This is a genomic window from Pedobacter sp. N23S346 (genome assembly GCF_048515415.1).
Taxonomy (GTDB): Bacteria; Bacteroidota; Bacteroidia; order Sphingobacteriales; family Sphingobacteriaceae; genus Pedobacter.
This window is the reverse complement of record NZ_JBLYEE010000020.1, coordinates 38,132-64,206: the sequence shown is the minus strand read 5'-3', so window position 1 is coordinate 64,206 and position 26,075 is coordinate 38,132. Positions and strand designations below refer to the sequence as shown.

The window sequence follows — 26,075 nt, the reverse complement described above, 5'->3', positions numbered from 1 at the left end:
GGCTCTTTAAAATATTGAGAAAAATTATTTTTATCCTGAATGAAATCAAATGTTTTTTTTAGGAGCCACTTTATGTTGCTCCCCTTTTTGATTTGAAGAAATTATACTCATCTTTATATTGCTTTTTCAATAATTAAATATCGATATAAATATTTGATTTTCAAATATTTATATCGATAAGTTAATAGCATTGGTGTCCCCACAAGAGCGGATCCTTTGCACCAGAATGTGTAATGACAGCATCCAGGTCTCCTGCTAATTTTTCGAGGCTATAATCTTTATTATCAGGACGCTTTGATTTACCAAGTCCGGCATGATCCATAAAAACCAGGTGATAGTCTCTTTCGAAATATTTCTTCTGATAATACCATTGCATGCTATTGGAATTCCAGCCGTGTATGAATATGATGGTTTGCTTTCCTTTTTCGCCACCATGTTCTACATTAATAATACTACCATCCGGCCGTTCAAGTCTTTGCTGATCAGGGTAACGTTCTGCCTTTGGCTGATCCTCTCCCCTACGCCTTTTGCTGATCAGTAACCTGATTAAGCCTTTACCCAATAGGAAATAAATCAATAATACAATAGCTCCGATTAAACAGCGCTGGGCATAATCTACATCTTGCGGATCTATCAAATCTTTATGCAGGTACCATTACCGCCAAAGATAAATTTCCAGCCAAGTGCTGGCAATAGTTAAAAAATTCAATAACAGGTAACCTAAAATTAGAATGGGCATAACAACAGTTTTTACGTTGAACCTTTTATGTTCGATAAAGTTTAATTCATTTTATCGGATAGAAAATTTAGCGTATTTACCATAATAAAAGAAGAACTATTCCCGCAAACGGGCGTATAAAAACGGTTTAAAATTTCACTATCGGTGAATAGTAAGTAACAAGAACTGGTTTCTAGGATATTTGATCAATAATTTTCGCTTCCACAAGTTTAAGTAGAAATGAGTCTAAACTTATTCTGTTTAGGCATAGTTCTAAATATTCACAACTTAAACAAAACATTATGTTTCATCATTCAAAAGACCTTCAATTTAACGCAAGGGTATCAAAACCAGATCCCATATTTGCGAACATCTTGCTTGAACAGTTTGGCGGGGAAAACGGCGAGCTCGCAGCAGCTATGCAATATTTCACTCAGGCGTTTGGCGCAAAATTACCTCATCCGGATAAGTATGATATGCTGATGGATATCGCAACAGAGGAATTCTCACATCTTGAAATTGTTGGTGCAACGATTCAAATGCTCCTTAAAGGGGTGAATGGAGCACTAAAAGATGCTGCTGACCAAAGTGAAATTATGCAGGTGATGGAGGGAAAAGCGACCAAAGAATCAATCATTCATGCTGCATTATCGGCTAATCAACAATTTCCAATTATCACCGGTGGTGGTCCAACCCTAAGAAATAGTCAGGGTATTCCGTGGTGCGCTTCTTATATTCATTCAAATGGAGATCTTACTGTAGATCTTAGAAGTAATCTTGCTTCAGAATCTCGTGCGAAACTTGTTTACGAACATTTGATGAAATTTACCGATGATCCATACGTAAAAGAAACCCTTTCATTTTTAATGACCCGTGAGGTAGCCCATTACAAAATGTTCGAGGCAGCATTGGAAACCATTCAACCTAATTTCCCTCCGGGCGTACTGCAGGCAGATCCACGTTTTACACAGCAGTATTTTAATTTTTCGCCGGAAAAAAGTGCGAAAGGTCCATGGAATGATGGAGAAATGCCAGGCATGGGTATGGAATGGAAATATATTTCAGATCCAATAAACCATGTTAAAGAAACAGATGGATTATCGATTTCCGACAGCAGCAAGGAAGCCCAACTCGACGCAACTGAAAAGCTTAACATACAGCTTAGTGAACAAAGAAGTGAAGAAGTGATCAACGCCGAGCCAACAGGGGTAGCTCAATGGAGTGATTATGATAGTAAATAATCTTACTGTAGATAGGTAGCATAAATTATAGTTTTATTAATTACAAGGCCTGGTAAAATCCGGGCCTTGTACTATAATCTATTCCGTGTGCATAGCAATATGCTTTGGAAAGGCAAAATTTGAGCTGACATTCTGTGAAGTAATTTTTTTTTTGTAAACACTTTTTTGTTTCACTAAAAAATGTTTCAGAATTCTTATTGAATGAGATGAAGTGGGTTTCTCAATATTTCCGATAAACTGTTCCAGGTGTATCTGATCTTTAAGATAAAAGAGCATACCAGCTTTGACAACTTTCGTTCTAGCGTACCAGAAAAGTTGTCAAAGCTAAATTTAGCGTTCACTTCTTATCTAAACCGGTTGATAGCTTTATATCCTGGATCTTAAAGTCTGCTAAAATTTTGATATTTCGTGCAGCTAAAGAATCTATTAGCCTGAGGAATTTTTGAGTTTTTTCTTTGTTTGAACTATCTTTAAGTAATGCGCTGGACAACATTTTAATCACACCTAATGATCCTGATAACTCATGTTTAAGTTTGTTCAAGTCAGAGCCGATGAGATGCGGTAAATAGGTCATGTTGATTTCGAGTATTAATATTGGACTAACCTACACAGAAATAGCGGCATTAATATTTTTATTATTGCCCGGGGATTAATTCTGGATTACTTAAAAATTTTTCTTACACAAATTTTCCTATAAATAGATGATTACAGCAAGGAGATAGGTATCTTCAAAGCAGCTGTTTTCTTAATCCTTTGCGTACGTATCAGTATTAATACTTACCAGGCAAAAATTGAAAATAGAAAATTTGATACACTCACTCATTTAAACAGACTAAAGTAAAGTTTCGAATCAAAGTGTGGTAACATTTTCGCCTATAAATTCAATGTAAACCTTTTCAAGATGAGACAATCGGACGAGATATAACTTAATATCTCTAATGGTTGGTGAGCCACCAACCATGAACATAAGACATAAAATACGGGAGCTTAAAAGAAATATAAGGATACAATCTTTTTAAGAATATGCTTAAAAACCTTATATTTCGAACTATTCAATTTTCAGGCACAGCATTGCCATCAATACGCTCGAAATGAATCCACAAAGTGATAAAATCCAATATCAAAATTTAAAAATCATCCTTGCAGAGGATCAAACTTAACAAATACGCGATAGGCTTCAGTATAAATCTCACATCTTAAAATAATATTTTTAGTAATTTGCAGAAATTATTTGCAAATTCATCACCCCCAATATATGAGCGAAATAGATAGCAACCCTGAGCGCTTCCGTGCACTTGTATCTGCGATTTCTGATGTTGTTTACCGTTTGAGCCCGGATTGGGAGTTGATGTATGAACTAGATGGAAAAGGATTTTCAAGGAGTACCTCATCCCCTATCACCGGATGGAAAGAAAGAAATATTCATCCCGAAGACATGGAAATGGTTAATTCAGCTATTGCAAAATCCATTGCGGAGAAAACGAAGTTTGAACTGGAACATCGGGTTTTACGGATAGATGGCGCTACTGGCTGGACGCTTTCCAGAGCCGTACCTATATTAGGAGAATCAGGTGAAATTATTGAATGGTTTGGCGCTGCTGCAGATATTACCAACCGTAAAAATACAGAATTAGCGCTTCAGGCAGCAAAGGAATCTGCAGAAAAACATCAGCGACTTTACGAAACGGTTACCTCTAATACACCTGATTTAATTTATGTATTTGACCTGAACTATCGTTTCACCTATGCAAATAAGGCCCTTCTAGAAATGTGGGGAAAAAGCTGGGGTGATTCTATTGGCAAAACACTACTTGAAAATGGATATGAACCCTGGCATGCCCGGATGCATGAACAGGAGTTAGATCTGATTATAGCAAACGGTCAGTCGATTCGCGGCGAAGTAGGTTTTCCACATTCGACCCTTGGAAATAGGACATACGATTACATTCTCACACCAGTATTTGATGCTGAAGGAAAAGTGACCGCCATTTCAGGCACCACCCGTGATGTTACCGAACATAGAAAATCTGAATCAGAAAAACTCAGGTTATCTGAAGCGTTGGAAGCCTTAAACAGTTCTGCAGAAGCTACAAACGAAGAACTTAATGCCACCAATGAAGAATTACAGATTTCGAGAAATCTACTGAATGAGGCAAATGGTAACCTGGAGCAGATTTTAAATATGCTACCAGCATCGGTTGTGGTGATCAGGGGTTATGACCTCATTGTGGAAATGATCAATGATAGTAATTTAAATTACTGGAACAGAACCAGAGATGAAGTGTTGGGTAAAAAATTCCTCGACATTTTACCTGATCTCGCTAACCAGCCATTTGCCGGGCAATTGCGAAGGGTAATGGAAACGGGCGAAATTATTGATGTTAAAGAAAGTCCCGTACTGTTCACAATGCCTGATGGCTCTATAAGGGAAACATTTGTTGACTACACTTACCAACCCTTACAAGATGCTTTTGGAAATTGGAATGGGGTATTGGTAATGTCATTTGAAATCACAGACAAGGTTAAATCCAGACAACTTCTAGAAAAATACACAAAAGAGTTAGGGATTGTGAACGATTCCCTATCTATTGCGAATAATAAACTGGCAAAAAGTGAATCGCGTTTCAAATTTTTTATTGAGGAAGCACCAGTGGCGATTGGTGTTTTACAGGGAAGAGCATTAATAGTAGAAACGGCTAACCATAAGATACTGGAAGTATGGGGGAAAACTTCGAAAATAATTGGACTTCCACTATCTGTTGCCCTTCCTGAACTGGAGGGACAACCATTTCTGGATATTCTGGATAATGTGTTTACTACAAATACCCCATTTTATGCAAATGAGATCAGTGCGATTCTGGAGCATGATGGAGAAATGAAGGAGATTTTCTTCAATGTAGTTTATCAACCCGTTGCAGGCCTGGACGGAGTGGTCTCCGATATTCTGGTTGTAGCAGCAGATATCACCGAGCAGGTAAACGCCAGAAGATCAATTGAAGAAAGTGAGCAGCATTTCCGAAGCCTTGCAGATCTTGTACCGGCAAAGATTTCCAATGCCCTGCCCAATGGGAAGGTAACTTTCTTTAATCAACATTGGCTGGATTTTGCAGGAATGAATTTTGAGGATCTTCGCGATTTTGGTTATTACCAAATGATTCATCCCGATGAGATTGATGGCCTGCAAAAGGGACTTGAAAATGCCGCAATTAATCATGTAGCCCATTCCTCAGAAATGCGTTTTAAAAACTGGAACGGAGAATATATATGGCATTTAAATGTTGCTTCTCCAATCTATGATGAACAGGGTAATTTGAAAATGTGGGTTGGATCTACCACTAATATTCAGGAGATAAAGGAGGAAGATCAGCGTAAAACTGATTTCGTGAGTATGTTGAGTCATGAACTGAAAACGCCCGTTACCTCTATTAAAGGCCATGTTCAACTGGCTTTACGATTGCTCAGTAAAGAGACTTTGACGCCTTCGATAGAAAAGCTCCAATCTTCCTTGACAAGGATAGATAATTTGATAGTACAATTAACATCATTAATCGGAGATATGCTTGATTTGAGCAGGCTTGATGCGGGAAGAATGGACTTAAGGTTAGAGCATTTTGCAATTGATATACTTGTTAAAGAGGTAGTTGAAGATTTTCGGTTAAGCCATCAGCAATATATTTTTAGTTTAACCGCAGGTAATGAAATCATTATCAATGCGGATAGAGATAGAATTAGTCAGGTGCTGATTAATTTGATCTCTAATGCCATAAAGTATTCGCCTGAAAATAAAAGGGTTGATATTGATGTTTCTCTGGTTAATAATCAAGCTCAAATAGCCATACGGGATTACGGAATAGGGATCAATAAAAAAGACCAGGATAAGATCTTCGAACGCTTCTACCGGGTTGACGGCCGGAATGAAAAATTCTTTAGTGGGTTCGGAATCGGATTATTTTTAGCACATGGGATTGTTACCCGGCATGGTGGCTTGATTTCGCTGGAGAGTGAGTTGGGTAAGGGCTCGACGTTTGTATTACATCTACCAAATAACACCTGATTTTCGACCTAATTATCTGTTTATTCAGGAATAAGGAAATGGTTAAAATCATTCGATAAGAAGTGCTAAGTTGTAATCGGCAGATACAGTTTAAACGCTGAACCTTTGCCCAGATCACTTGTAACCGTGATTTTTCCTCCCGATGCTTCAATAATCTCTTTAACTAAATATAATCCGATACCAGAGCCTTCTCCAGATTGAGATACCCGCTGATATTTTTGAAAAATGCTTTTCATCTCAGTTTCAGGAATGCCGATACCATTATCGGATATGTCGATTACTATAGCATCATGCTCTTTATATGTTTTGATCAGAATTTCAGGCAATCGCTCTTCAGCCCGGTATTTGATCGCATTGTTAACCAGGTTGTATACCACGCTTCGAAGCTTGCGCCGCACATATACAATTTCAGAACAACTGATGTCTGTTTTAATTTTCGCATTAGATTCCTTGATTTGAGATGCGAGGGTTAGCCTTACGTCTTCTAAAATATGCTCGAAGCTAAGCAATTCTTCTACAGCCTTATAGCGATGCTCCTGTTGGCGTGAATCAGTCAGATCGTATATAATTTGCTGCATTTTGATCAGGCTGTTCTCTACTTTTACTATAAGTACTGGAAAACGCTTCATTCCCTTCTCTGGTAACTGTTTCAACATTTCTATAGTCAGGCCAAGGCTGGTTAGTGGTGTTTTGATATCATGAGAAATCGTATCCAGGAGAAGTTCATGCTCAGCAATTAGTTTCTCCTGTTCTTTCAGGTCGCGTATGCGCATGGTAATTTCTACAAAGGTAATGATCACCCCGTTTGTCTTTTTATTCTTTTGAACGATGTAAGGAAGAATGTTCATTTGGTACCAGCGGAGATCGGTGGTCTGGATTTCCTTTTCCAAAACCTCGCCGGTATCGATCACGTGATGTATATTCTCAATAATCGTCGGAAAGCGGAAATTTTCTTTGATATCTTCAATAGGCCTGCCCAGATCTGAGAGTTTGAGACTGAACTGACGCATGGCAGGCGGAGTAAACTTTCTTAAGATCAGGTGTGCATCGATGAAAAGTTGTGGTATGATCGTGTTTCTGAAATAATTCTCCAGTTCCTCATTCAGTTCAATCAGCGTACTGATCTTTTCGGTTTTGTTCTGCATACAAATTTGCCTACCGGATCAGTCCAGAGCGGCGGGTTACAAGGTACAGAATAAATCCGGCTCCTCACCAATACCTCAAGCTGGCTTTGTATTTAAGCAGTATGCATTTTTTATCGAAACCTTTTTTAAGCCATGAATGGCCTAAACTTAGATAATAAAAACAATGTATGATATATCTGGTTATGTCATTATACTTACTAACCATCTTTGATCATGGCCAAGCGCATCGTAATAATCGAAGATGATTTAAATATTATGGAACTTCTGGTCTACCTTTTCGAAAACGAGGGTTATCATGTTAGTTCTTTTACTAAAAGTCAAACAGCAGCTGATATTGGTCTGCTTTCTCCAGATGTGGTGCTGCTTGATGTTAATCTTGCCGGATCACCCAAACGCGGCGATGAAATTTGTGCAGAACTTAAAGGGTTGGCTTTAACTGAAAAATTGCCTGTATTCTTACTTTCAGCAGAAAAAAACCTGCAATCGATTGCTACAAATTGTCGTGCTGATGACTATTTATCTAAGCCTTTTGATATAGACAAACTACTTATGAAGGTGAAAAATGTACAATTATGATTTTTAATAGTGGTTATAAAAAAGGCGAAGAAGGCAAAAGGAATGGCTAGTGCAAATGACAAACCGCATACCAATTGAATTGGTTGGCAATCCTTTTAAGCTAAATGGAGAACTGCTCAAATTGGGCATCATTATAGCTAATATGTTTCAAAAACAGCGATTTGGCTCAACTGAATGATCAATACAAAATAAAAAAATGCAGGCAAAATGTAATTACCTGCATTTTAAAGATTAATGAAATGCTTACGCTATTGTAACATTCACCGCATTTTCACCTTTTTTTCCTTGTTGTACTTCGAAGTTCACAACGTCACCTTCTCTGATATCATTCTTCAACCCTGAAACATGAACGAAAATTTCTTTTTTACTACCATCTTCAACGATAAAACCAAAACCTTTTGATTCATTGAAGAATTTTACTGTACCTGTTGCCATTACTGATGTTTAATGTTTATAATAGATTATTTAATGCAATTTAAACAAATAAATCATTGAAATCACTTTTCATTAAATATTTCTAAGTTCAAAATGCGCACTATCTTTCGCTTCATTTAGAAGCATTAAAATATTCCGGCCAATTTTAATGGTAACGCAAACACATCAGCGATCAAATAACTTATCAATTTTACTATGAATCGAAACATCAATTACCCGATGCAACTCCATCAATAAATCAGTAGAAATTGGTGGTTGATTTGGATAGGCGTGTTTCTTTAAAAGGTTTCTTAATGCTAAATTGATCCTTTTCTCACCAATTAATTCATTTAATTTAGCCATCACCACCAGTCCCTTTGAATAATACAGATGGGTATCCTCTGGCCTGGCCCTAAATAGCGGCACCTCCTCCCCGAAACCACGTTCATTCAGATAAATCTGCTCGTGGATTTTGACTTTGTCCCTTACCGCATCAATGCCCAGATATCGATTAGCCAGCACCAACTCGGTGTACATGGCAAGCGTTTCGGTTAATACCTTCGAACCCTCCCGCTCATCTGGTGCCAGCTGCGCATTTCCCCACCACTGATGGGATAATTCATGTGCGGCAAGTTCATTGATCACATTCTGGCCTCGGTCAGTACGAAGATTATTATGAAAAATCAGTTGTTCAGTCATAAATATAGTAGCCGGATAAGCAGTTCCGGCGAAGCCATCTGTAAAAGAAGATACTTCTGCAAAGCGAATGGTCTTATATGGATATGGTCCAAAATTAGTCTGGCAATAATCTAGTGTTCTGGCCGCATTTTTAATGAGATGCGCAACATTCTCAAAATGTCGCTCATCATAATAAACCTCAATATTTATTCCCTTAAAGCGCATCTTCTTTAATTTATAGGCCGCAGCAGAAAGGCCAAATCGAAAAGGTATTGGACCCGCCGACTGATAATGAAAATAATTACGCCCATTTGATTTCCATTGCCCGGCCAGATTGCCTACACCTATTACCCTTTGACCTATGGGTACAGAAACCGTCATGTCCAGATTAATAAAATCATTCCGCCCCCGTGGTGCCTCGAGTTTTATTAATGGGGTAGGTTTAGGCAAACTCCTTTTTCGCCGCTCAGCAGCACTACTTATCTCTTTATCCGGTTGATAACCAAATCGTGGAAAATAATTGCTAATGCGTAAAAAGGTACCATTTTTAACGATTGCATTAAAGGGCTCATGACCAATGAAACCATTCCATCCAGATCCAAAAGAGAAGCTAAAAATAGCACTATCACCTGGCATCAGTGGTTGATGCAGTTGAACCATCCCATTTTTTTTACTTAAAACTTCGCTCCTGGCCCCAACCTGATAGACTACTTTCTCTACCTGGATCGCGTTATGAAAATCTAGTAGCAACTGGCTGATGGGCAGCTTCCACTTGTTCTTTAAAACATAAACGCCTGACACATGATAAGTATTTTCAGCTGGGTAAAGGTCTATTCTGGTCTTCACACTGGTGACCACCGGCTGAGCGATATTGCTAAATTTACGGTAGTTTCGTTCATAAGTTTCTAGCTTTCCCATTTCCTGATCGGCGCTAATCTTTGGGCTTTTCCTGTAGATGTAGATTCCGCTGAACAACATGATTAGTAAAGGTATGGCTAAACTAAACAGCTTTTTTAGTGATAACCTACTTAAGCTAAAAGCCTTAGCCATCCACAGTAAACTTATCAGGCCAATTCCAAAAAGCAATCTCCAGGAGAAGCTGACCAAATAGTTATCCCATCCATTCATCTCACTATACCTGGCCGAGTAGGATGCCGCAAAGCGCAGTAAAGGATTGGTTATTCCTAATGTTTTACCCAAAGAAGTAGCCAAAACTAATATAAAAACACTGCTGATGAGTAAGCCGGTCCACCTTAGGTTGATTATCTTTTGCAAGAGCAAGGTTATTCCAATACAAATCACCAGTGGAACATCAATCAGCCAATACAGGGTAAAATAGATTTGCCAATCTATCCTTACGTAGTCAAACAATACCTGAAAAGCAATGCCGGTGATGATAATAATAGTAGTTAGCAAAATAATTATAATGGAAAGCGAGATCCACTTGGAGAGCAGCAGCAGGATTGGTGGAGTAGGTGTACTGCATTCAATCAGATCAAACCTTGCTTCCTTGCTTTTCCAGTAAAGTTCATGCGCATAAAACAAGATGACCAGTATCAAAATACCTGGCAAATTGAACAGGATGCGATTGATCATCAAAGTGCTGGTTGCATATTGCTGAGGCAAGCGAATGCCCTGATCAATGCTTCCATAAAATTCCATGGATAAATAAAATACCAGGCCAAGAGAAATCAGCACAAAGGGAATACTTTTCACCAACACTTTAAATTCCATGTTCACCAGACTTTTCAGGGCTTGATAATTACATTTCCATCCATGGGGGTGGCTTATGAGATATTTGTAAGGCAGATTTAAAATCACTGCTTTATCCTCAACTGCCTTATTTCGCTGATCGCCACTGTTCTTAATCCTCAGCTGGAAGCGCAGAAAGACCACTGATAAAATCATTAATGATAGAAACAGATAGCCAATTCTATTCAATAGCAGATCTCCACTTAAGCCAAACACCTCATTATTTTTCTGCACCACCGTCCATAAATTGGTCTGCTCATAAAATGCCGAGAGACCAAAGGGATCCAGTTGGGCGGAAAGCCTGAGGGCTTCTTTGGATTGCGGAAGACCGGAAGCCATCATTGGCGAGCCGGAATAGGTCAGCATTACCAGGTAAATGATATAGATGAAGAGGCCCGTTAAATACACCATCAGCTTACTGCGCAAACTCCAGGCAACCGAGCTAACCAATACAGCGCAGAGTAAGAGATTCGGGAACCCCAATATTAAAACAGGCTGAAGGTAATACCAAAGATTAAATGCACGGTAAGAAGCACGATCAGTGTCGGCTAAATGCCCGGACAAATACCCGAATATGAGCAGGCTGAAACAAAGCAGGCCCAATAGCAGCACGGTAATGAAACGGCTCAACAGATATTCAAACCTGGTTATGGGTGTTGCATACAGGACCAGACTGAATCTGGAATCGTGTTCTTTAAAAAGAATCTGTGCAGCAAGCAGCGTAGTGATAAAGATGTTGCACAAACTCAACAGGCCAATCATATTGGCAATGGCATATGGAGAATTGCAGTAAATTTCACTACCTGGGCTGAAAGATAATTTAATGCCGATAAAAAATCCCAATGCAAACAGTAAAAAAAAGACAATATAAATGCCGGGCTGCTTTAAAAAAGCGCCCAATTCAAATTTCAGTAAAGCTATCATGCGTTAATTCGTTGATTGAAGCAAATGAAAATACACATCTTCTAAAGTTACTTTGGCAGGTTCAAATCCATGACCAGGATCTTTATCTGCATAAGTATGAACGAGCAGTTCCCCCATACTTAAATGGGCAGAAATGAGATCAAAGTTTTGCTCGTAAACAGCTCTTTGTATCTTAGGAATGGTTTTCTGCCAGAGTTTACCAGCCATACCTGAAATAAAATCAACTGGCTTTCCTTGTGCGATGATTCTCCCCTTGCTCATCACAGCCATTTGGGTACAGAGGTTCTTTACATCTTCCACTAAATGAGTGGACAGGATTACGATCTTTTCCTCTCCTATTTCACTCAGCAGATTGTTAAAACGGTTGCGCTCCTCAGGATCAAGGCCAGCGGTAGGCTCATCCACAATAATAAGTTGAGGATTTCCAAGCAATGCCTGGGCCACCCCAAAACGTTGTCGCATTCCCCCGGAAAAAGTGTGCACTTCCTTATTCCGCTGTGCATAAAGATTGGTCTGCTGTAGTAAGGCCAATACCTGCTCTTTCCGATCTGATCCATCTGCCAATCCTTTAAGTGTGGCAATATGGGTTAACAGATCATAGGCAGATACTTTTGGGTAAACGCCGAAGTCTTGCGGTAAAAAACCGAGGTCTTTTTTTACTGATCCGGGGTCATCTAAAATGCTGGTACCGTTAAAACAAACCTCTCCCCCGTCTGCCTGCTGCAGGCCTGCAAGGGTTTTCATTAACGATGACTTTCCCGCCCCATTTGGACCGAGCAGACCGAACATGCCGTTGCCAATTTCCAGCGACAAGCCATCCAAAGCCTTGACCCCATTTTTATAGGTCTTGGTTAGATTTTTAATAATAAGTGAATTCATATTTCTATAATTTTTGGGCAAAAGGGTGGCCCTCCCATCTTGCCGAGGGTTTAATAATTCATCATAAAAAGCTAAAAAATGCTAATCCGCTACATACTCCAGTACATCTCCAGGCTGGCAATCTAACGCCTTACAGATCGCCTGGAGCGTATCAAAGCGAATCCCCTTTGCCTTGCCGGTTTTTAATACCGACATATTGGCCTGGGTCATCCCGAGCAGTTCGGCCAGTTCTTTGCTCTGCATCTTCCTTTTGGCTAGCATCACATCTACATTTACAACAATCGCCATAATTAAAGAATCAGATCGTTTTCATTTTGCAATACAAAACCTTCCTTAAAAATAGCCGCCATAAAATAGGTGAACACACCCAGCAGCATATGTAAAACCACCAGAACTACCATAGGAGATTCGATTCCATAAAACAACGAAATTGCAAAGGCTGAACTTATGGGCAGCACCAGGTTACCGAGATAAAACCTTTTTAGCTGTCGGATACCATAAGCCGTAAACAGTTTAGGAAGCGTGAATACCTTAAATACATTCCCCACCAGAAAAAAGAAGAGCGCATAAAGTGCCAATAACAGCAAAAACATTAAGATATAATCCCGGTCATATGTACCTAACAGATAAGGAACACGGGTAAAGGGATAAAAAATCTCAAAGCGGTGATTCCCCTCGAGAAGATTCAGGGACCATCCGGTAGATAATGCAATCAGCGAGAGCAGAAAAGACAGCGCATAGCCTAAAGCTAAAATCCTGCTCAGGGCTAAAAGTATTCTGGCAACAAATCGAACAGTTTTCATACATTTTGAATTAATTACTGCAATTATACTATTAATTATCGTAAAACAATAATTAATCAAATATTTACTAATGATTTATTAAGTAGTAGTTATCTTAAATTTTCATATGCTCAAGCTTTCCATTATGCCTGTTAACGATGAAACCAATAGTTTTGAAAGACCATTTATAAATAGAAAAAATTTGTTATTGAAAATATTCAATTTATTTGCTATTTCGTACAACGCTGCATACGTTTGGAAGTACAATAATATAATGATGAAAGTAGTAACGATTTCCTCCCTAAGAACCAACATGAAAAACTATTTCGATGAGGTAAGCGCAACAGAAGACGTTCTGATTATTCCTCGTAATAATAATGAAGATGATGCAGTTGTTGTAATTTCGATCAAGGAGTATAATGCGCTTACTGAAACTTCCCACCTCATGTCAACTGTTGCAAATTGCAAACGCCTTGAAAGCGCTATCAACCACCTAAATCAAGGCAATACTAAATTATTTAATCTCGAAGGCTAACTATACTACAATAGTATGAACTTAGCTTTTACACCTGAGGCCTGGGAAGATTTTGAATATTGGATGGACAATGATCAAGAAGCTGTAAATTTATTCAATGTCGGTTTCACTATAGTGACAAATAAATACGCGGAAAGACTTCGACAGTTTTAAAATAAATCTCAAGAGACCTACGAAGTTTCCCCAACACACAAAGGCCAACTAAACTTCGTAAGTCAAATCAAATGCGAAGTCTCAAAGGCCCAGAGCGCTGAAAGACTTCGACAGTTTTAAAAATAAATCTCAAGAGACTGACGAAGTTTCTCCAACACAGAAAGGCCACCTAAACTTCGTAAGTCGAATCAAATGCGAAGTCTCAAAGGCCAAGAGCGCGGAAAGACTTCGACAGTTTTAAAATAAATCTCAAGAGACTGACGAAGTTTCTCCAACGCACAAAGGCCACCTAAACTTCGTAAGTCGAATCAAATGCGAAGTCTCAAAGGCCAGAAGCGCGGAAAGACTTCGACAGTTTTAAAATAAATCTCAAGAGACTGACGAAGTTTCTCCAACGCACAAAGGCCACCTAAACTTCGTAAATCAATTAACTTGCGAAGTCTCAAAGGCCAGAAGCGTTGAAAGACTTCGACAGTTTTAAAATAAATCTCAAGAGACTGACGAAGTTTCCCCAACATACAAAAGCCAACTAAACTTCGTAAGTCGAATCAAATGCGAAGTCTCAAAGGCCAAGAGCGCGGAAAGACTTCGACAGTTTTAAGAATAAATCTCAAGAGATTGACGAAGTTTCTCCAACACAGAAAGGCCAACTAAACTTCGTAAGTCGAATCACAGGTAATATTCTATTAAAACTATTGATAAGATTCAATTGTCATATAAAGGATGAATGATGTCGTATCTAAGCGAAGATCGGCAGGCCAGGTAAAATTCATTTTCTTAATCACAAATTCTAGATGCAAGATCAGTTTCAGGTACTACAAAATAAAATTAAAAATTTAGAGGAGCAATTGGCAATTATGGCCGATGCTCAGAAAGAAAAAGATAGTTTAGAAGAGGAATATCGAAGCAGCCAAAAACGTTTCAAAACGATTTTTGATGAATCTGTTATTGGTAATAAAATTATTGATGATACACTCAAGATTATCAAAATAAACGGAGCGCTACTGAATATGTTAGGTTATGAGGAGCATGAGATGCTGGGCAAACAAATAACTGCATTCTCCCATCCTGACTATCGCGAGCATTGGAAAGACCTACAGCATAGTATCTGGACCACTTCGATGGCATCTTTTTGCTTTGATACCTGCCTGTTGAAGAATGATGGAAGTACATTATGGGTTCACATTACAACGATACTGATTGAAGATGGTGGAGAAAATCTTGGATATACCATTATTGAGGACATTTCTGAAAGGAAAGAACTAGAGCGGCTTAAGGAAATCGTTAATGAACAAAAACAACGGCAGCAAATCGCTGAGACGATCTTAGAAACCCAGGAAACAGAACGCCGCCGTATCTCCGAAAGTTTGCACAATGGCCTGGGCCAGATGTTATACGGAATTCTGCTTAGTTTTAAGCAAATTAAAACCGTTCCGGAAACTGATGTACCAGGGAACGACGTAGCTAAAAATTACACACTTAAATTGATAAATGATTGCATAAAAGAATGCAGAAAAATCTCACATAATCTGGTACCAACCGTACTGGAACATTCGGGTTTAAAAGAGGCCATTACGAAGATTTGTACGGAGTTAAGTGGAGATGTAAAATTCATCTGCTACCTGAATTTATCACCAAAAAGGCTTAATAATATACTGGAAGTAGCCATATATCGCATTATTCAGGAACTGATGTTAAATGTTGTAAAGCATGCACAAGCTCAATTTGCCAAAGTAGTGCTGAATATTGAGGATACTACGATTCAAATAGCAGTAGAGGATAACGGAAAAGGATACAGAGAAAATGATTCTGGCAAAGTTGGAATCGGGCTTCAGATGATCAGAAGTAATATTGCCCTTCTTAGTGGAACAATGAGCATCTCCGCTCCAGATAACAACGGCACCAAAGTCAACATCCTGATTCCAAAAAGAGTGGATTAAAAATAAGACCTTCGCTTTTGCGTTCAGAATTGGAGATTGATCCTGGCTATGGTATATTAAGTTTTAATGACTCATTGCTAATAATTATTTTATGGACGTTGCCCATATCCAACTGCTTTATTTAATCAAGCGATCAGCTGATAGCGTTACTGTTCCTTTTAATTCCAGATGATCAGATGATCCACCAATCAAAAGCTGAAAATTACCTTTCTCTGCAACCTGCTGGTTATCTGAATTAAACAACCCAAAATCGTCAGCAGGGAGCTTAAATTGAATGGTCTTTTCCTCCCCTGCTTTTAAATGAATCCGTTTAAATTGCTTTAATAATTTATTCGGCACCACAACCGAACTGATTTCATCTTTAACGTACAATTGCACCACTTCATCTCCATCTCTATGGCCTGTATTTTTAACTTTAAAGGTTACCATTACTGAAAGTTGATCTTTATCTTCCGCTTTTGATACCTTTAAATCAGCATAACTGAAATTGGTGTAACTTAAGCCATATCCAAATGGAAAAAGCGGTTTTGCTGTCCCTTCTACATAATCATGCCGCGAAGAATTCTGGAAACTATAGTAAACGGGCAACTGCCCTACAGATTTAGGCACAGAAACAGGCAATCGTCCTGCCGGATTGTAATCACCAAAGAGTACATCTGCTATTGCATTACCGCCCTGCATACCTGGGTACCATGCGTTAATGATGGCGGGCACATTTTCTACAGGCCAGTTGATATTGAGCGGCCTGCCTTGAATTAAAACCAGCACTACTGGCTTACCTGTTTTAATTACAGCTTTAAGCAATGCCAGCTGTTTACCCATCAGGTCCAAAGATTCTCTGTCAAAACCTTCGCCACTTTCAATATCACTTTTATTTTTCTGGTCTATAGCCGCTGCCCCGGTTTCCAGGTATGATGTTTTAAAATCTCTGGCACTAGAACCGCCCAAAACAATAACTGTTACCTCAGCTTGTTGTGCGGCCAGAACGGCCTCATCAATATTGGTATTGTTGGTATCTCTAATGCCACAACCCTTCACGTAATTGATGATAACATCTTTGGGAAATTTATTTTTTATCCCGTCTAAAACCGTAACAATGTTCTCTCGTTTCTGCGTAGCGGTATAATCGCCCAATTGATTATACAGGTTATCTGCATTTGGGCCAATCACCGCAATACTTTTTAATTGTTTACTTAGAGGGAGTAACTGGTTTTGGTTTTTGAGTAGAATAATAGATTCTGAGGCGACCTGTCTTGCGAGTTTAATCGCCGCAGCATTATTCACCATTGTTCTGGCTAGTGCAGGATCGGTATATGGATTTTCAAACAAACCCATCTCAAATTTTTTAGTAAGCACACGTGTTACCGCTTCATCTATTCGTTCTATTTTTACCATACCAGATTTAACTGCAGCAATTAAGGGTTCAGAAAAAACCACTGCGCCTAAGTCTGCGTCTATCCCGGCATTCATCGCCAGTGCAGCAGCTTCGGTATAAGTAGGCGCCAGATGGTCTATATCCCTAAGCCCATTAATGCTATAAAGATCTGAAACAACCAAGCCTTTAAATCCCCATTGGTTTCTCAGCAAGGTTTTAAGCAATGCCGAATTGCTACTATTCGGAACGCCATCAATGGAATTATAAGCGGTCATGATTGAACTCACGTCAGCTTTTACGGCGGCTTTAAACGGCGGGAGATAACTTTGAAGCAATTCTCTTTTCCCTAAGTTTACAAAACCTCCGTTATGGCCACCTTCTGGTACGCCATAAGCAATAAAGTGTTTAAGCGTAGCCATGATATTTTCTCCACTTTTAAGGTTGTTATTTTGAAACCCCTGCACCATTGCAACCCCCATTTTGCTGGTGAGGTAGGTATCTTCACCATAGGTTTCTTCTACCCTAGACCACCGTAATTCTCTGGCCAAATCTATAACAGGACCATAACCAATGTGACCGCCCTGTAACCTGGTTTCCTTTGCAATCACACTCCCCATCTGCTGAATTAACTCTGGGTTCCAGGTACTGCCTTGCCCTATAGCGGTGGGGAAAACCGTTGCTCCAATGGCCATGTGTCCATGCGGACATTCTTCTGCAAAAAACAAAGGAATCTGCAACCTGCTGTTTTCAAGATTCCATTTCTGGAGCGCATTAGTTGCCAGCGAAGCGGAATAAGGATCAAGGCCGTTTTCCAAAGTTTTTTTGGTCCAGGGATCAGCACGTAAAGTTGCCCAAAGCATGCCAATGTGTTGCTTTTGGATCGCATCCTTAAACTTATCAGAAGGACTTATTGTTTCCTTTTTATCGTACATCTCCCAACCTAACAATACGTTAAGCTGCCCGATTTTTTCTTCCAGAGTCATTCTGGAAATTAAATCTTTCACCCTGATGGGGATGGCCAGTTTAGCATTTTTATAGGGTTTTACCGATTGTTGGGCATTAAGGGTTAAGACCAGAAAACAGATAAATGATATAGATAATGATAAACCTTTGAGGAACTTCATGATGTTGCTTGAATTTTGTTTTTTGTAAACTACAATAGTTGTCTGTAGAACGGTTGTGTTATAAGATATAAAAAATCGGGTAAATCAGTCATTAATATTTCCATCAAAATACACTCCTGCTCCCGCTCTTCCAGTTTGGGGCTAATCATACAAAAATGGCCGCCAGGTAGGCCGCCATTTTAAAAATATTGATAATGTTTTAGAAACTATTTAATAAATGAAGATCACTTGCGAAGTTTTGGTGGCCTTTGTTGTTGGAATAATATTTCGAAAGTTTCATATAATGTCATCAAAACTTACGAAATTCTTCAGCGCAAAGGCTTTGGAAATTTCGTAAGTTGATAACTTCTTAAAAATTACTTGTTGTGGTTGTATCCCACCATAAGCGTGAGGCAATATCGTCTCTCCCAGAGTTTAAAAAAGTAGCAGCCTCTGCAACTGCTGCAGTATTTCCTGTTCGCTCTGCAGGTACAAACACCAATCGTTTTATCCATTGATCAGATGCAACAACTCCCCAATCAGGGCTACTGTCGTTTTTAGCTATATGCGGAATTTTAGGATAACCTGTTCTTCTAAAATCTACCCAAGCCTCTAAAGTATTGGTAAAAGTAGCTAAGTATTTTTGCGTAATAATTTTTTCTAGTTTCAGTTCATTAGAATCTCCTGCATTCCAGGCTACTGTAATGCTAGAAAGTGCTGTAAAACTGTTTCTGCTATCTTTTGGATCAATATAGTTGATGGGTTTGCTTGTTGCATCAGCCAAATATGCGTCAACACCTGCTGCTCCCCAATCTGCAAAAGAAAGGCGTACGCCATCTTCATAATTTGTTTTAGCATCACCAGCATTTGCCCAGCCTCTTAATGCCGCTTCAGCTTTAAGAAAGGCTATTTCTGATGCAGTGAACCCTCTTCTTCTTTGTACCGATTTAAAATCTGCACTCACCGTAGAAAATGAAACCCTGTCATCTTTGGCATTTAAAAATGCTCCGCTACGAATCCCTTTATATTTGTAAGTAGGATGGTCAGTCACTAATGTGGCATCGCTCACTTCATTAAAATATTTAGAGATACGTCCATCTTTTAAACCCACCATGAAAGATTCCATAGTTGCGCCCATACGCGTATCGTTCCAGTCAAAACTAATCATGGAAACCGGCATTACATTGCCATTTAAAGGTATCAGGAAATTTTCGGCATTGGTACTTATTAAGCCGGCTGGATCTGCTAAGGCTTTTTCACCCTGTGTTTTAGCAACAGTTGGGCTAACCTTTACAATACGCATGGCCAAACGAAAACGTACTGAATTGATTAATTTTAACCAGGCAGCAATGTCGCCTCTGTAACTTGGGTCAAATTTAACAAATCCTGTGTATGTTGGGTTCGCTTTAAAATTTGTCTCTATCTGATCTAACTGGGTAAACATGTTATTATATAAATCAGACTCTTTATCGTATTTAATTGAGCCCAAGCCCGCAGTTCCATAGTTAGCATAAATTACGGGTCCATGTAAAGCTGTTAATTTAGAAATTGCTAAAATTCTAACCAACTTTGCCCAATCGCCAAACAATGGTAAGTTTTTTTCCTGAGCCAGTTCGATCACCTGTTTGGATGGAGACATTACGCTACCATAAATACGGTTCCAGTAGGCATCAATCCAACGCAAATAATAAGTCGTGTTGTTTACATTCCCAACATAAGGTGTTGGCGTGCCCATATAACCCATCCAGTTATCATAACACAAATCTTCTTCAATTTGATGCCCCATCAGGTTAAATAACATCACTGAAAAAGAAGAACCTACTAAATTAAAATCCTGCTCTAACAATTTATCTGTTATTTGATTGGGATTGGTGTTTATCTCTTCGAAATTCTTGGTGCAGGAATTGAATAAAATCAAGGCAAGCACCACTAAACATATTTTTTTCATCACTTTAAGATATTAAAAGTTCAACTTAAGATTAAAACCGTAAGAACGGGTAGCAGGAACTGCGAAAACATCATTTGCCTGGTTACTGTTGCTCGTACTCATGGCTTGCTCAGGGTCAAATGGTGCTTTTTTATAGAAGAAGAACAAGTTACGGCCTATTAACGAAACAGATGCCGACTTAATGGCCGAACCTTTGATTGGTATATTGTAAGCTAATGATACCTGCGCTAAACGAACATTGGTTCTGGAGAACACATAAGGTTCCATAATTCCATTTCGATCACCTACTACGTTATAATACACTTCCGGGTCGATTGAGGTAACGGGTGTATTTCCCTGAATAGCATTTATTGGCATCGTTGGTCCGGCATCGCGAATATCTCCGGTTCTTTTACTTACGCCGTATGAATCTAAGAAGGCTTCTGTTTTAGAAAAGGCAACACCACCAAACTTAGCCGTTACCAATGCACTTAAGCTTAGATCCTTGTAAGTAAAAGTATTATTCCAACCAGTGATAAAATTTGGGTTTAAATTCCCAACATATTCCTGATTAGCCGTTCTGGTTGGCTTTCCATCAGCATCTAATATGATTTGGCCGGCTGCATTACGGGCAAGCTTAAAAATATATAAATCATTAAAAGAACCACCAGATTTAATGATTGAATTAAATCCTTCATCATTACTACCTACCTGGTATTCTGGGTTTTCAGCAATAAGCTGTACAATTTTATTTTTGTTCTGCGATAAATTCAGTGTGGAATTCCACTTAAAGTTATCATTTTTTATAGGGTCTCCACCAAATGTCAGCTCAAAACCCTGGTTGGTTACTTTACCCGCATTTATATAATAAAAGGTATAACCAGAGCCCGAAGGAGCTGTTAATGATAAAAATTGACTGGTGCTTGTATTTTTATAATAGGTAAAATCAAGATTTAATCTGTCGTTTAAAAAACGGGTTTCTAAACCAATCTCATTACTGATTATTTTTTCAGGCACTAATGTTGCAAAAGGAGTTTGTGTATTCCTGTTAATGCCACCAATGCCATCTGGCCCACCTGCACCACCTATGACATTCCCTGGATTTACAATATTATAGGGTACTTCATTACCAACTTTTGAGGTTGATGCCCTTAATTTTAAGAAACTAATTTCTTTAGGCAGCGTAATCATCTGGCTTATTATTGCCGATAAACCAGCTGAATAATAAAAATAGGAATCATTTCCAGTAGTAGCCAGTGTAGAGGCATAATCATTACGACCAGCCAGATCCAAATAAATCATATCCTTAAACCCTAAAGAGGCATTTGCAAACAAACCTTGTTTTTGTACCCTGCTGTAAGTTTGGTTGATCACTAAATTATAGGGCAGGTTTGCAAAACTAAAGAAGTTAGGGTACTGAAGTGGTACGGTACCATTGCCAAAAGTCATCCCATCATTAAAGGTATAATCCTGGATGCTGGCACCCAATACACTATTTAAACTGAATTTACCAAAACTATTATCATAGCTTAAAATCGCATCACCATATAAGGCTTTATCATTATACTTGGCATAATTCCAGGTTCCATTGGAGCTTACACTTACAGAGTTACCGCCTGCAGCATAACGATAATCCAATAGTCTGTCATTGTAATCTATGTTTCCGCGTACATCAAACTTAAAGTGTGGTAAAAAGGCATAAGATGCTTTTGCCGTTGCGATCACCCTGCTGCTGGTGGTCAATTTTGGGTCGTTATTTAATTCCCAATAAGGATTGTTTTGTTTTTCTTCCGAAGAATACCAGTTTTGTCTGTTTAAATTCCGGGTGGCATCAAAAACCTGGTAATTCGTTTTATAATCCTCAAAGTTTCTTTCACGTGCAAATAAATATAATCCTGTTAATGGGTTGTTGTAGTAACCTGCACCAGGACGATTTTTCGACCTTTCATAAGAAAACCTTACATTTCCACTTAGTGTAAGCTTATCATCAAATAATTTTGTTTCCTGACTTAAAGTTACATTATGCTTGTTATAGGTACTGGTGGGTACAATACCTGTTGCGTAATTATTTCCATAAGAAAAATAAGTAGTTGTTCTTTCATTTCCGCCAGATACGGATACCGTGTTAATCGTGTTTACACCTGTTTGAAAAAAATCATTGATGTAATTACTCTGGTAATCTCCTTTTGTTTTAGACCAACTTCTGTCATTTCCGCCTACAGCTCCGTAATTAAACTGAAATTCTGGCATCGTTGCTGCACTGCTAAAATTTGTTGTAGAATTTAAAGCAATAGCAATTTTTCCTGCCTGGCCTTTTTTGGTGTTAATTAAAATTACACCATTTGCGCCCTGGCTACCATATAAAATGGCTCCGTTTGCCCCCCTTAAAATAGTTACTGATTCAAAATCATCCTGATTTAATGCAGAAAGACCATCTCCACTATCTGTTCCGCCGTAAGAACCGGGCTGCCCGCCTTTATTGTTCACCACCGGAACACCATCAATTACAAAAAGTGCTTCACTACTTCCAGCAATTGATTTAGAGCCCCTAAGCACTGTTTTAGTGGAACCACCTACACCAGAATTACTAATTCCAATATCAATACCGGCTGCCTTACCACTTAAGGCTTCCATAAAATTGGGGCTTCCAGCCTTGGTAAGTTCCGCACCACCAATTTGTTGTGCAGCAAAGGTTAGTGCCTTTTTCTCCCTTTTTACCCCTAAGGCAGTTACCACTACCTCTGATAAATTGCCGAATGATTTTAACTTAACAGTTACGGTACTTAAATTACTGATATTTACTTCCTGAGATTCCATTCCAACATACGAAACCACCAGAATGGTAGCGTCATCCGGAATATTTAAGGTAAACTTACCATCAGCTCCGGTAAGGGATTTAACATTAGTACCTTTAACCACAACGGTAGCGCCAGGAAGTGGGATTCCGGTATCATCGGTTACCAATCCAGTAATTGGTTTAAATGATTTGTGACTGAACTTTCCTAAATTATTTACAGTAGAGAACCGGGGTGGGATGACATTTGTATCGGTTACAAATCCCCCGGCGTTGGCTGCATTTTGTAAGCCTAGGGTAGCAACTCCAAGGAGTGCTAATCTTAATGCGCCTCTGGTCATGCTAGAAAATGTTATTTCTACGGCACCGATAGGGGAATAAATTTTCCTCATTTTCATACACTTTATTGGTTTAGTTTAGTTAATTCTTTTCTTTAATCCATTTAAAGGATCATCATCAAGCAATCCCCTTTATCAGGAGCAATCTTATGTTTATGAATAAAATTCATAAAACGTTTTACCTAATTATTCAAAATTTCACCCTTACTTGTAATTGACTTGGTTATGATCAATTAGAACAGTAATTTGAAATTTAAATTGGTAATAGTTGTTAATTCGCTGGTTAAAACGATATTTAATTTGGTTGGCACAATTTAGTAAAAATATAGATACATTGAAATTAATTTATTATTTATTTCTAATGTTTTAAAAGACGTCGTTTAACAACTAAAAAAACAACTTTCAGCGGGAAATTTTAAACGGAAAAAACTTGATATCTGGCTAATTAGAATTGGCTTTCTTAAACTCATTTTTGAATCATCATTTTTCTGTTATCAGATCTATAGATGTGAAACAAAAGAAATCACTAGTCCTGAAAAATTGATACAGGATTAATAATATGTACCATCCTGGCTTTATGATTTTATAAATTTCATAGCTCTAAATAAAAATTAATTACAGCTATAAAACACGTTATGAATGATTATTTTGGCACACGATGAGGAAAATCACACACTAAATTGGTTTGAATTTCTAACAAACATCTGGATATCGCTTTTTAAAGGAAATGCAGCAATGATGCAAGCACTCTAAAATTAAAATTTGCAAATAAAGATTAAAAACTATTGATTAATTGATCAGTAACCTGAGTTAAAAATCCCTCCAGACTCAAATTTATTTCAATAAGCGACTAATCCTGCCCAAGCATTTTTCTAATCTCATGCTTATCTTCCCCAGATGGAAAAGCACGTAGCTTACCACCCCGCAAGGTTGCTCCGATAACAATGCCACCGGATATGAGCACAAAGTTCTTGATAATATATTGCCCCAGTAAAGTTGGCACTAATAAGGAGTGATTGAAGGTTTCGTGAGGGAAAAATACGAGTGGAAGAAATGTGCCGGCCATTTGCAAATAAAGCAAAATCAATGTAAGGCGGAACCAGGCCCTGGATATCAGTCCTAGTCCGATGATACATTCCCATACCGCAAGTACAGGCATTGAAACGGCCGGCTTTATGGTACCAAAGGTGAGTTTCAGTATTGTCCTTCCTGCAATCTCCTCTGCAGAGCTTAATCCGGGGAAAAATTTCAGTACACCAAACCAAATGAAAATTATACCAAGGCAAATGCGTAGAATATTCATTCCATTTCTAACCTTCCATGCTACAATTCTCGATTCTGATAGTGATTTTATTCCTAACATAACTGATTGGTGTTTTAAGGAATATACGAGGCTACAATTGTTCTGGTTTACTCTTAAAAAGCGTTTCCCAAAACTTTAGGGATAACTGAAACCAACAGCCGCATGATGTATTTATACTCTTAATCAGATTTCCCGTGGTTTAACATTGAAGGCTATGTTTATAATGACTACCTTACATCAAACCTGTTCTACCTATGAAAATTGCTGTTTTTAGTACCTGTGTATATGATAAAGACTTTTTAGAAAAATATAATACCGGCCATGAGCTTGTCTATTTTGAGCAAGCATTAAATTTTGAGAATGTGGGCTTAACGAAAGGCTTTGATGCCGTTTGCCTGTTCGTAAATGATAAGGCTAACGCTAAAGTGCTGGATGAGTTAAAAGAAAATGGCGTAGCATTGGTACTTTTACGTTGTGCTGGATTTAATAACATAGACCTTGAGGCTGCAGAGGAAGTAGGCATACGGATTTTGAGGGTTCCTGCTTATTCTCCGGAAGCGGTTGCCGAGCATACTTTAGCCATGATTCTTACCTTAAATCGTAAAACGCATAAGGCCTATAACAGGATCAGGGAAGGCAATTTTTCGCTGGAATCGTTAATGGGATTTAATTTAAATGGGTGCAAAGTTGCATTGATTGGCACCGGAAATATCGGTAAAGCATTTTACAAAATCCTTAAAGGTTTTGGTTGCAATGTTGTAGCCTTTGATCCTTATCCAGACCAACATCTTATTGCAGAAGGATTAAGCTATGCCAGCCTTGAAGATACACTTTGCGAAGCAGAAATCGTTTCCCTGCATTGCCCACTCTCCGATCATTCATTTCACATGATCAATGAGCAAACCTTAAAATTTTTCAAAAAAGGTGCTATGCTCATCAATACCAGCAGAGGTGGACTTGTAAATACACCGGACGTAATCCAGGCCTTAAAATCAGGGCAGTTAGGTTATCTTGGGCTTGATGTATATGAACAGGAATCTGCGTTGTTCTTTCTGGATCTTTCCGGAGAGGTTATTCAGGATGATCTGATTACCCGCCTGATTTCTTTTCCAAATGTACTGATTACCTCTCATCAGGGCTTTTTTACGCGAGAAGCCATGCAGCAGATTGCCGAGATCACTTTCGCTAACGCCGATGCGTTTGTTAAAGGCGCAGCTATGCCTAATGAAATTAAGCCATAATTAAATCAGTAGGATGCCCAATAGATGGCAAAACAGCGCGCTTATAAAATGGATCTACCATAAATTACGATAACTTAGAAACTGTCTAAATTTCATGAGTGAAGATCAACTTGCAAAGTTGTTGTGGGAAATACTTCGAAAGTTTTATGATAATCTCATCAAAACTTACGAAATTCTTTAGCGCACAGGCTTTTGAAATTTCG

18 protein-coding genes are annotated in these 26,075 nt (G+C 38.6%); 6 read left to right on the top strand and 12 right to left on the bottom strand.

Features of this window, described 5'->3' with window-relative positions:
• Nucleotides 1–181: 181 nt before the first annotated feature.
• Nucleotides 182–637: an alpha/beta fold hydrolase gene (locus tag ACN1CD_RS22620; RefSeq protein WP_419132696.1), complete on the bottom strand. Its 456-nt coding sequence runs from the start codon at nt 635–637 to the stop codon at nt 182–184.
• Nucleotides 638–1,020: 383 nt separating this feature from the next.
• Here ACN1CD_RS22620 and ACN1CD_RS22615 point away from each other — a divergent pair, with 383 nt between their 5' ends.
• A complete protein-coding gene (locus tag ACN1CD_RS22615) occupies nt 1,021–1,959 on the top strand; it encodes a manganese catalase family protein (protein ID WP_419132694.1) in 939 nt (312 codons plus the stop codon).
• Nucleotides 1,960–2,296: 337 nt separating this feature from the next.
• Here ACN1CD_RS22615 and ACN1CD_RS22610 read toward each other — a convergent pair whose 3' ends face one another.
• Nucleotides 2,297–2,533, bottom strand: coding sequence for a hypothetical protein (locus ACN1CD_RS22610; protein ID WP_419132693.1), 237 nt, complete (start codon nt 2,531–2,533; stop codon nt 2,297–2,299).
• Nucleotides 2,534–3,214: 681 nt separating this feature from the next.
• On the opposite strand from ACN1CD_RS22610, the gene ACN1CD_RS22605 reads away from it, so the two are divergent.
• Nucleotides 3,215–6,013 carry a PAS domain-containing sensor histidine kinase gene (locus tag ACN1CD_RS22605; RefSeq protein ID WP_419132692.1) on the top strand — a complete coding sequence of 933 codons (2,799 nt, stop codon included), beginning with the start codon at nt 3,215–3,217 and terminating at the stop codon, nt 6,011–6,013.
• A gap of 65 nt (nt 6,014–6,078) precedes the next feature.
• On the opposite strand, the gene ACN1CD_RS22600 is transcribed toward ACN1CD_RS22605, so the two are convergent.
• Nucleotides 6,079–7,158, bottom strand: coding sequence for a sensor histidine kinase (locus ACN1CD_RS22600; protein ID WP_419132691.1), 1,080 nt, complete (start codon nt 7,156–7,158; stop codon nt 6,079–6,081).
• Nucleotides 7,159–7,371: 213 nt separating this feature from the next.
• Here ACN1CD_RS22600 and ACN1CD_RS22595 point away from each other — a divergent pair, with 213 nt between their 5' ends.
• A complete protein-coding gene (locus ACN1CD_RS22595) occupies nt 7,372–7,734 on the top strand; it encodes a response regulator transcription factor (protein WP_419132690.1) in 363 nt (120 codons plus the stop codon).
• A gap of 243 nt (nt 7,735–7,977) precedes the next feature.
• On the opposite strand, the gene ACN1CD_RS22590 is transcribed toward ACN1CD_RS22595, so the two are convergent.
• From ACN1CD_RS22590 to ACN1CD_RS22570, 5 genes are all read right to left on the bottom strand, one after another.
• Nucleotides 7,978–8,169, bottom strand: a complete 192-nt coding sequence (locus ACN1CD_RS22590) for a cold shock domain-containing protein (RefSeq protein WP_320463465.1) — start codon at nt 8,167–8,169, stop codon at nt 7,978–7,980.
• 165 nt (nt 8,170–8,334) lie between these two features.
• Nucleotides 8,335–11,502 carry a M1 family aminopeptidase gene (locus tag ACN1CD_RS22585; protein ID WP_419132689.1) on the bottom strand — a complete coding sequence of 1,056 codons (3,168 nt, stop codon included), beginning with the start codon at nt 11,500–11,502 and terminating at the stop codon, nt 8,335–8,337.
• Between the two features lie 3 nt (nt 11,503–11,505).
• Nucleotides 11,506–12,381: an ABC transporter ATP-binding protein gene (locus ACN1CD_RS22580; protein ID WP_419132688.1), complete on the bottom strand. Its 876-nt coding sequence runs from the start codon at nt 12,379–12,381 to the stop codon at nt 11,506–11,508.
• Nucleotides 12,382–12,462: 81 nt separating this feature from the next.
• Nucleotides 12,463–12,669, bottom strand: a complete 207-nt coding sequence (locus ACN1CD_RS22575; protein ID WP_320463462.1) for a helix-turn-helix transcriptional regulator — start codon at nt 12,667–12,669, stop codon at nt 12,463–12,465.
• 2 nt (nt 12,670–12,671) lie between these two features.
• Nucleotides 12,672–13,184 (bottom strand): hypothetical protein, encoded by a 513-nt coding sequence (locus ACN1CD_RS22570; protein ID WP_419132687.1) that lies wholly within the window; start codon nt 13,182–13,184, stop codon nt 12,672–12,674.
• A 106-nt stretch (nt 13,185–13,290) separates the two neighbouring features.
• Between ACN1CD_RS22570 and ACN1CD_RS22565 the strand changes: the two genes are divergently transcribed.
• Nucleotides 13,291–13,698, top strand: coding sequence for a type II toxin-antitoxin system Phd/YefM family antitoxin (locus ACN1CD_RS22565; protein WP_419132686.1), 408 nt, complete (start codon nt 13,291–13,293; stop codon nt 13,696–13,698).
• Between the two features lie 947 nt (nt 13,699–14,645).
• Nucleotides 14,646–15,791, top strand: coding sequence for a PAS domain-containing sensor histidine kinase (locus ACN1CD_RS22560; protein ID WP_419132685.1), 1,146 nt, complete (start codon nt 14,646–14,648; stop codon nt 15,789–15,791).
• Nucleotides 15,792–15,908: 117 nt separating this feature from the next.
• Here ACN1CD_RS22560 and ACN1CD_RS22555 read toward each other — a convergent pair whose 3' ends face one another.
• The 4 genes from ACN1CD_RS22555 to ACN1CD_RS22540 all read right to left on the bottom strand — a co-directional run bounded on the left by ACN1CD_RS22555 (nt 15,909) and on the right by ACN1CD_RS22540 (nt 24,691).
• Nucleotides 15,909–18,290 carry a glycoside hydrolase family 3 N-terminal domain-containing protein gene (locus ACN1CD_RS22555; protein ID WP_419132684.1) on the bottom strand — a complete coding sequence of 794 codons (2,382 nt, stop codon included), beginning with the start codon at nt 18,288–18,290 and terminating at the stop codon, nt 15,909–15,911.
• Nucleotides 18,291–18,639: 349 nt separating this feature from the next.
• Nucleotides 18,640–20,217, bottom strand: a complete 1,578-nt coding sequence (locus tag ACN1CD_RS22550; protein WP_419132683.1) for a SusD/RagB family nutrient-binding outer membrane lipoprotein — start codon at nt 20,215–20,217, stop codon at nt 18,640–18,642.
• Nucleotides 20,218–20,229: 12 nt separating this feature from the next.
• Nucleotides 20,230–23,382: a SusC/RagA family TonB-linked outer membrane protein gene (locus ACN1CD_RS22545; RefSeq protein WP_419132682.1), complete on the bottom strand. Its 3,153-nt coding sequence runs from the start codon at nt 23,380–23,382 to the stop codon at nt 20,230–20,232.
• Nucleotides 23,383–24,178: 796 nt separating this feature from the next.
• Nucleotides 24,179–24,691 carry a DoxX family membrane protein gene (locus tag ACN1CD_RS22540; protein ID WP_419132681.1) on the bottom strand — a complete coding sequence of 171 codons (513 nt, stop codon included), beginning with the start codon at nt 24,689–24,691 and terminating at the stop codon, nt 24,179–24,181.
• Nucleotides 24,692–24,885: 194 nt separating this feature from the next.
• Here ACN1CD_RS22540 and ACN1CD_RS22535 point away from each other — a divergent pair, with 194 nt between their 5' ends.
• On the top strand, nt 24,886–25,872 hold the full coding sequence (locus ACN1CD_RS22535) for a 2-hydroxyacid dehydrogenase (RefSeq protein ID WP_419132680.1): 987 nt from the start codon (nt 24,886–24,888) through the stop codon (nt 25,870–25,872).
• Nucleotides 25,873–26,075 lie beyond the last annotated feature (203 nt).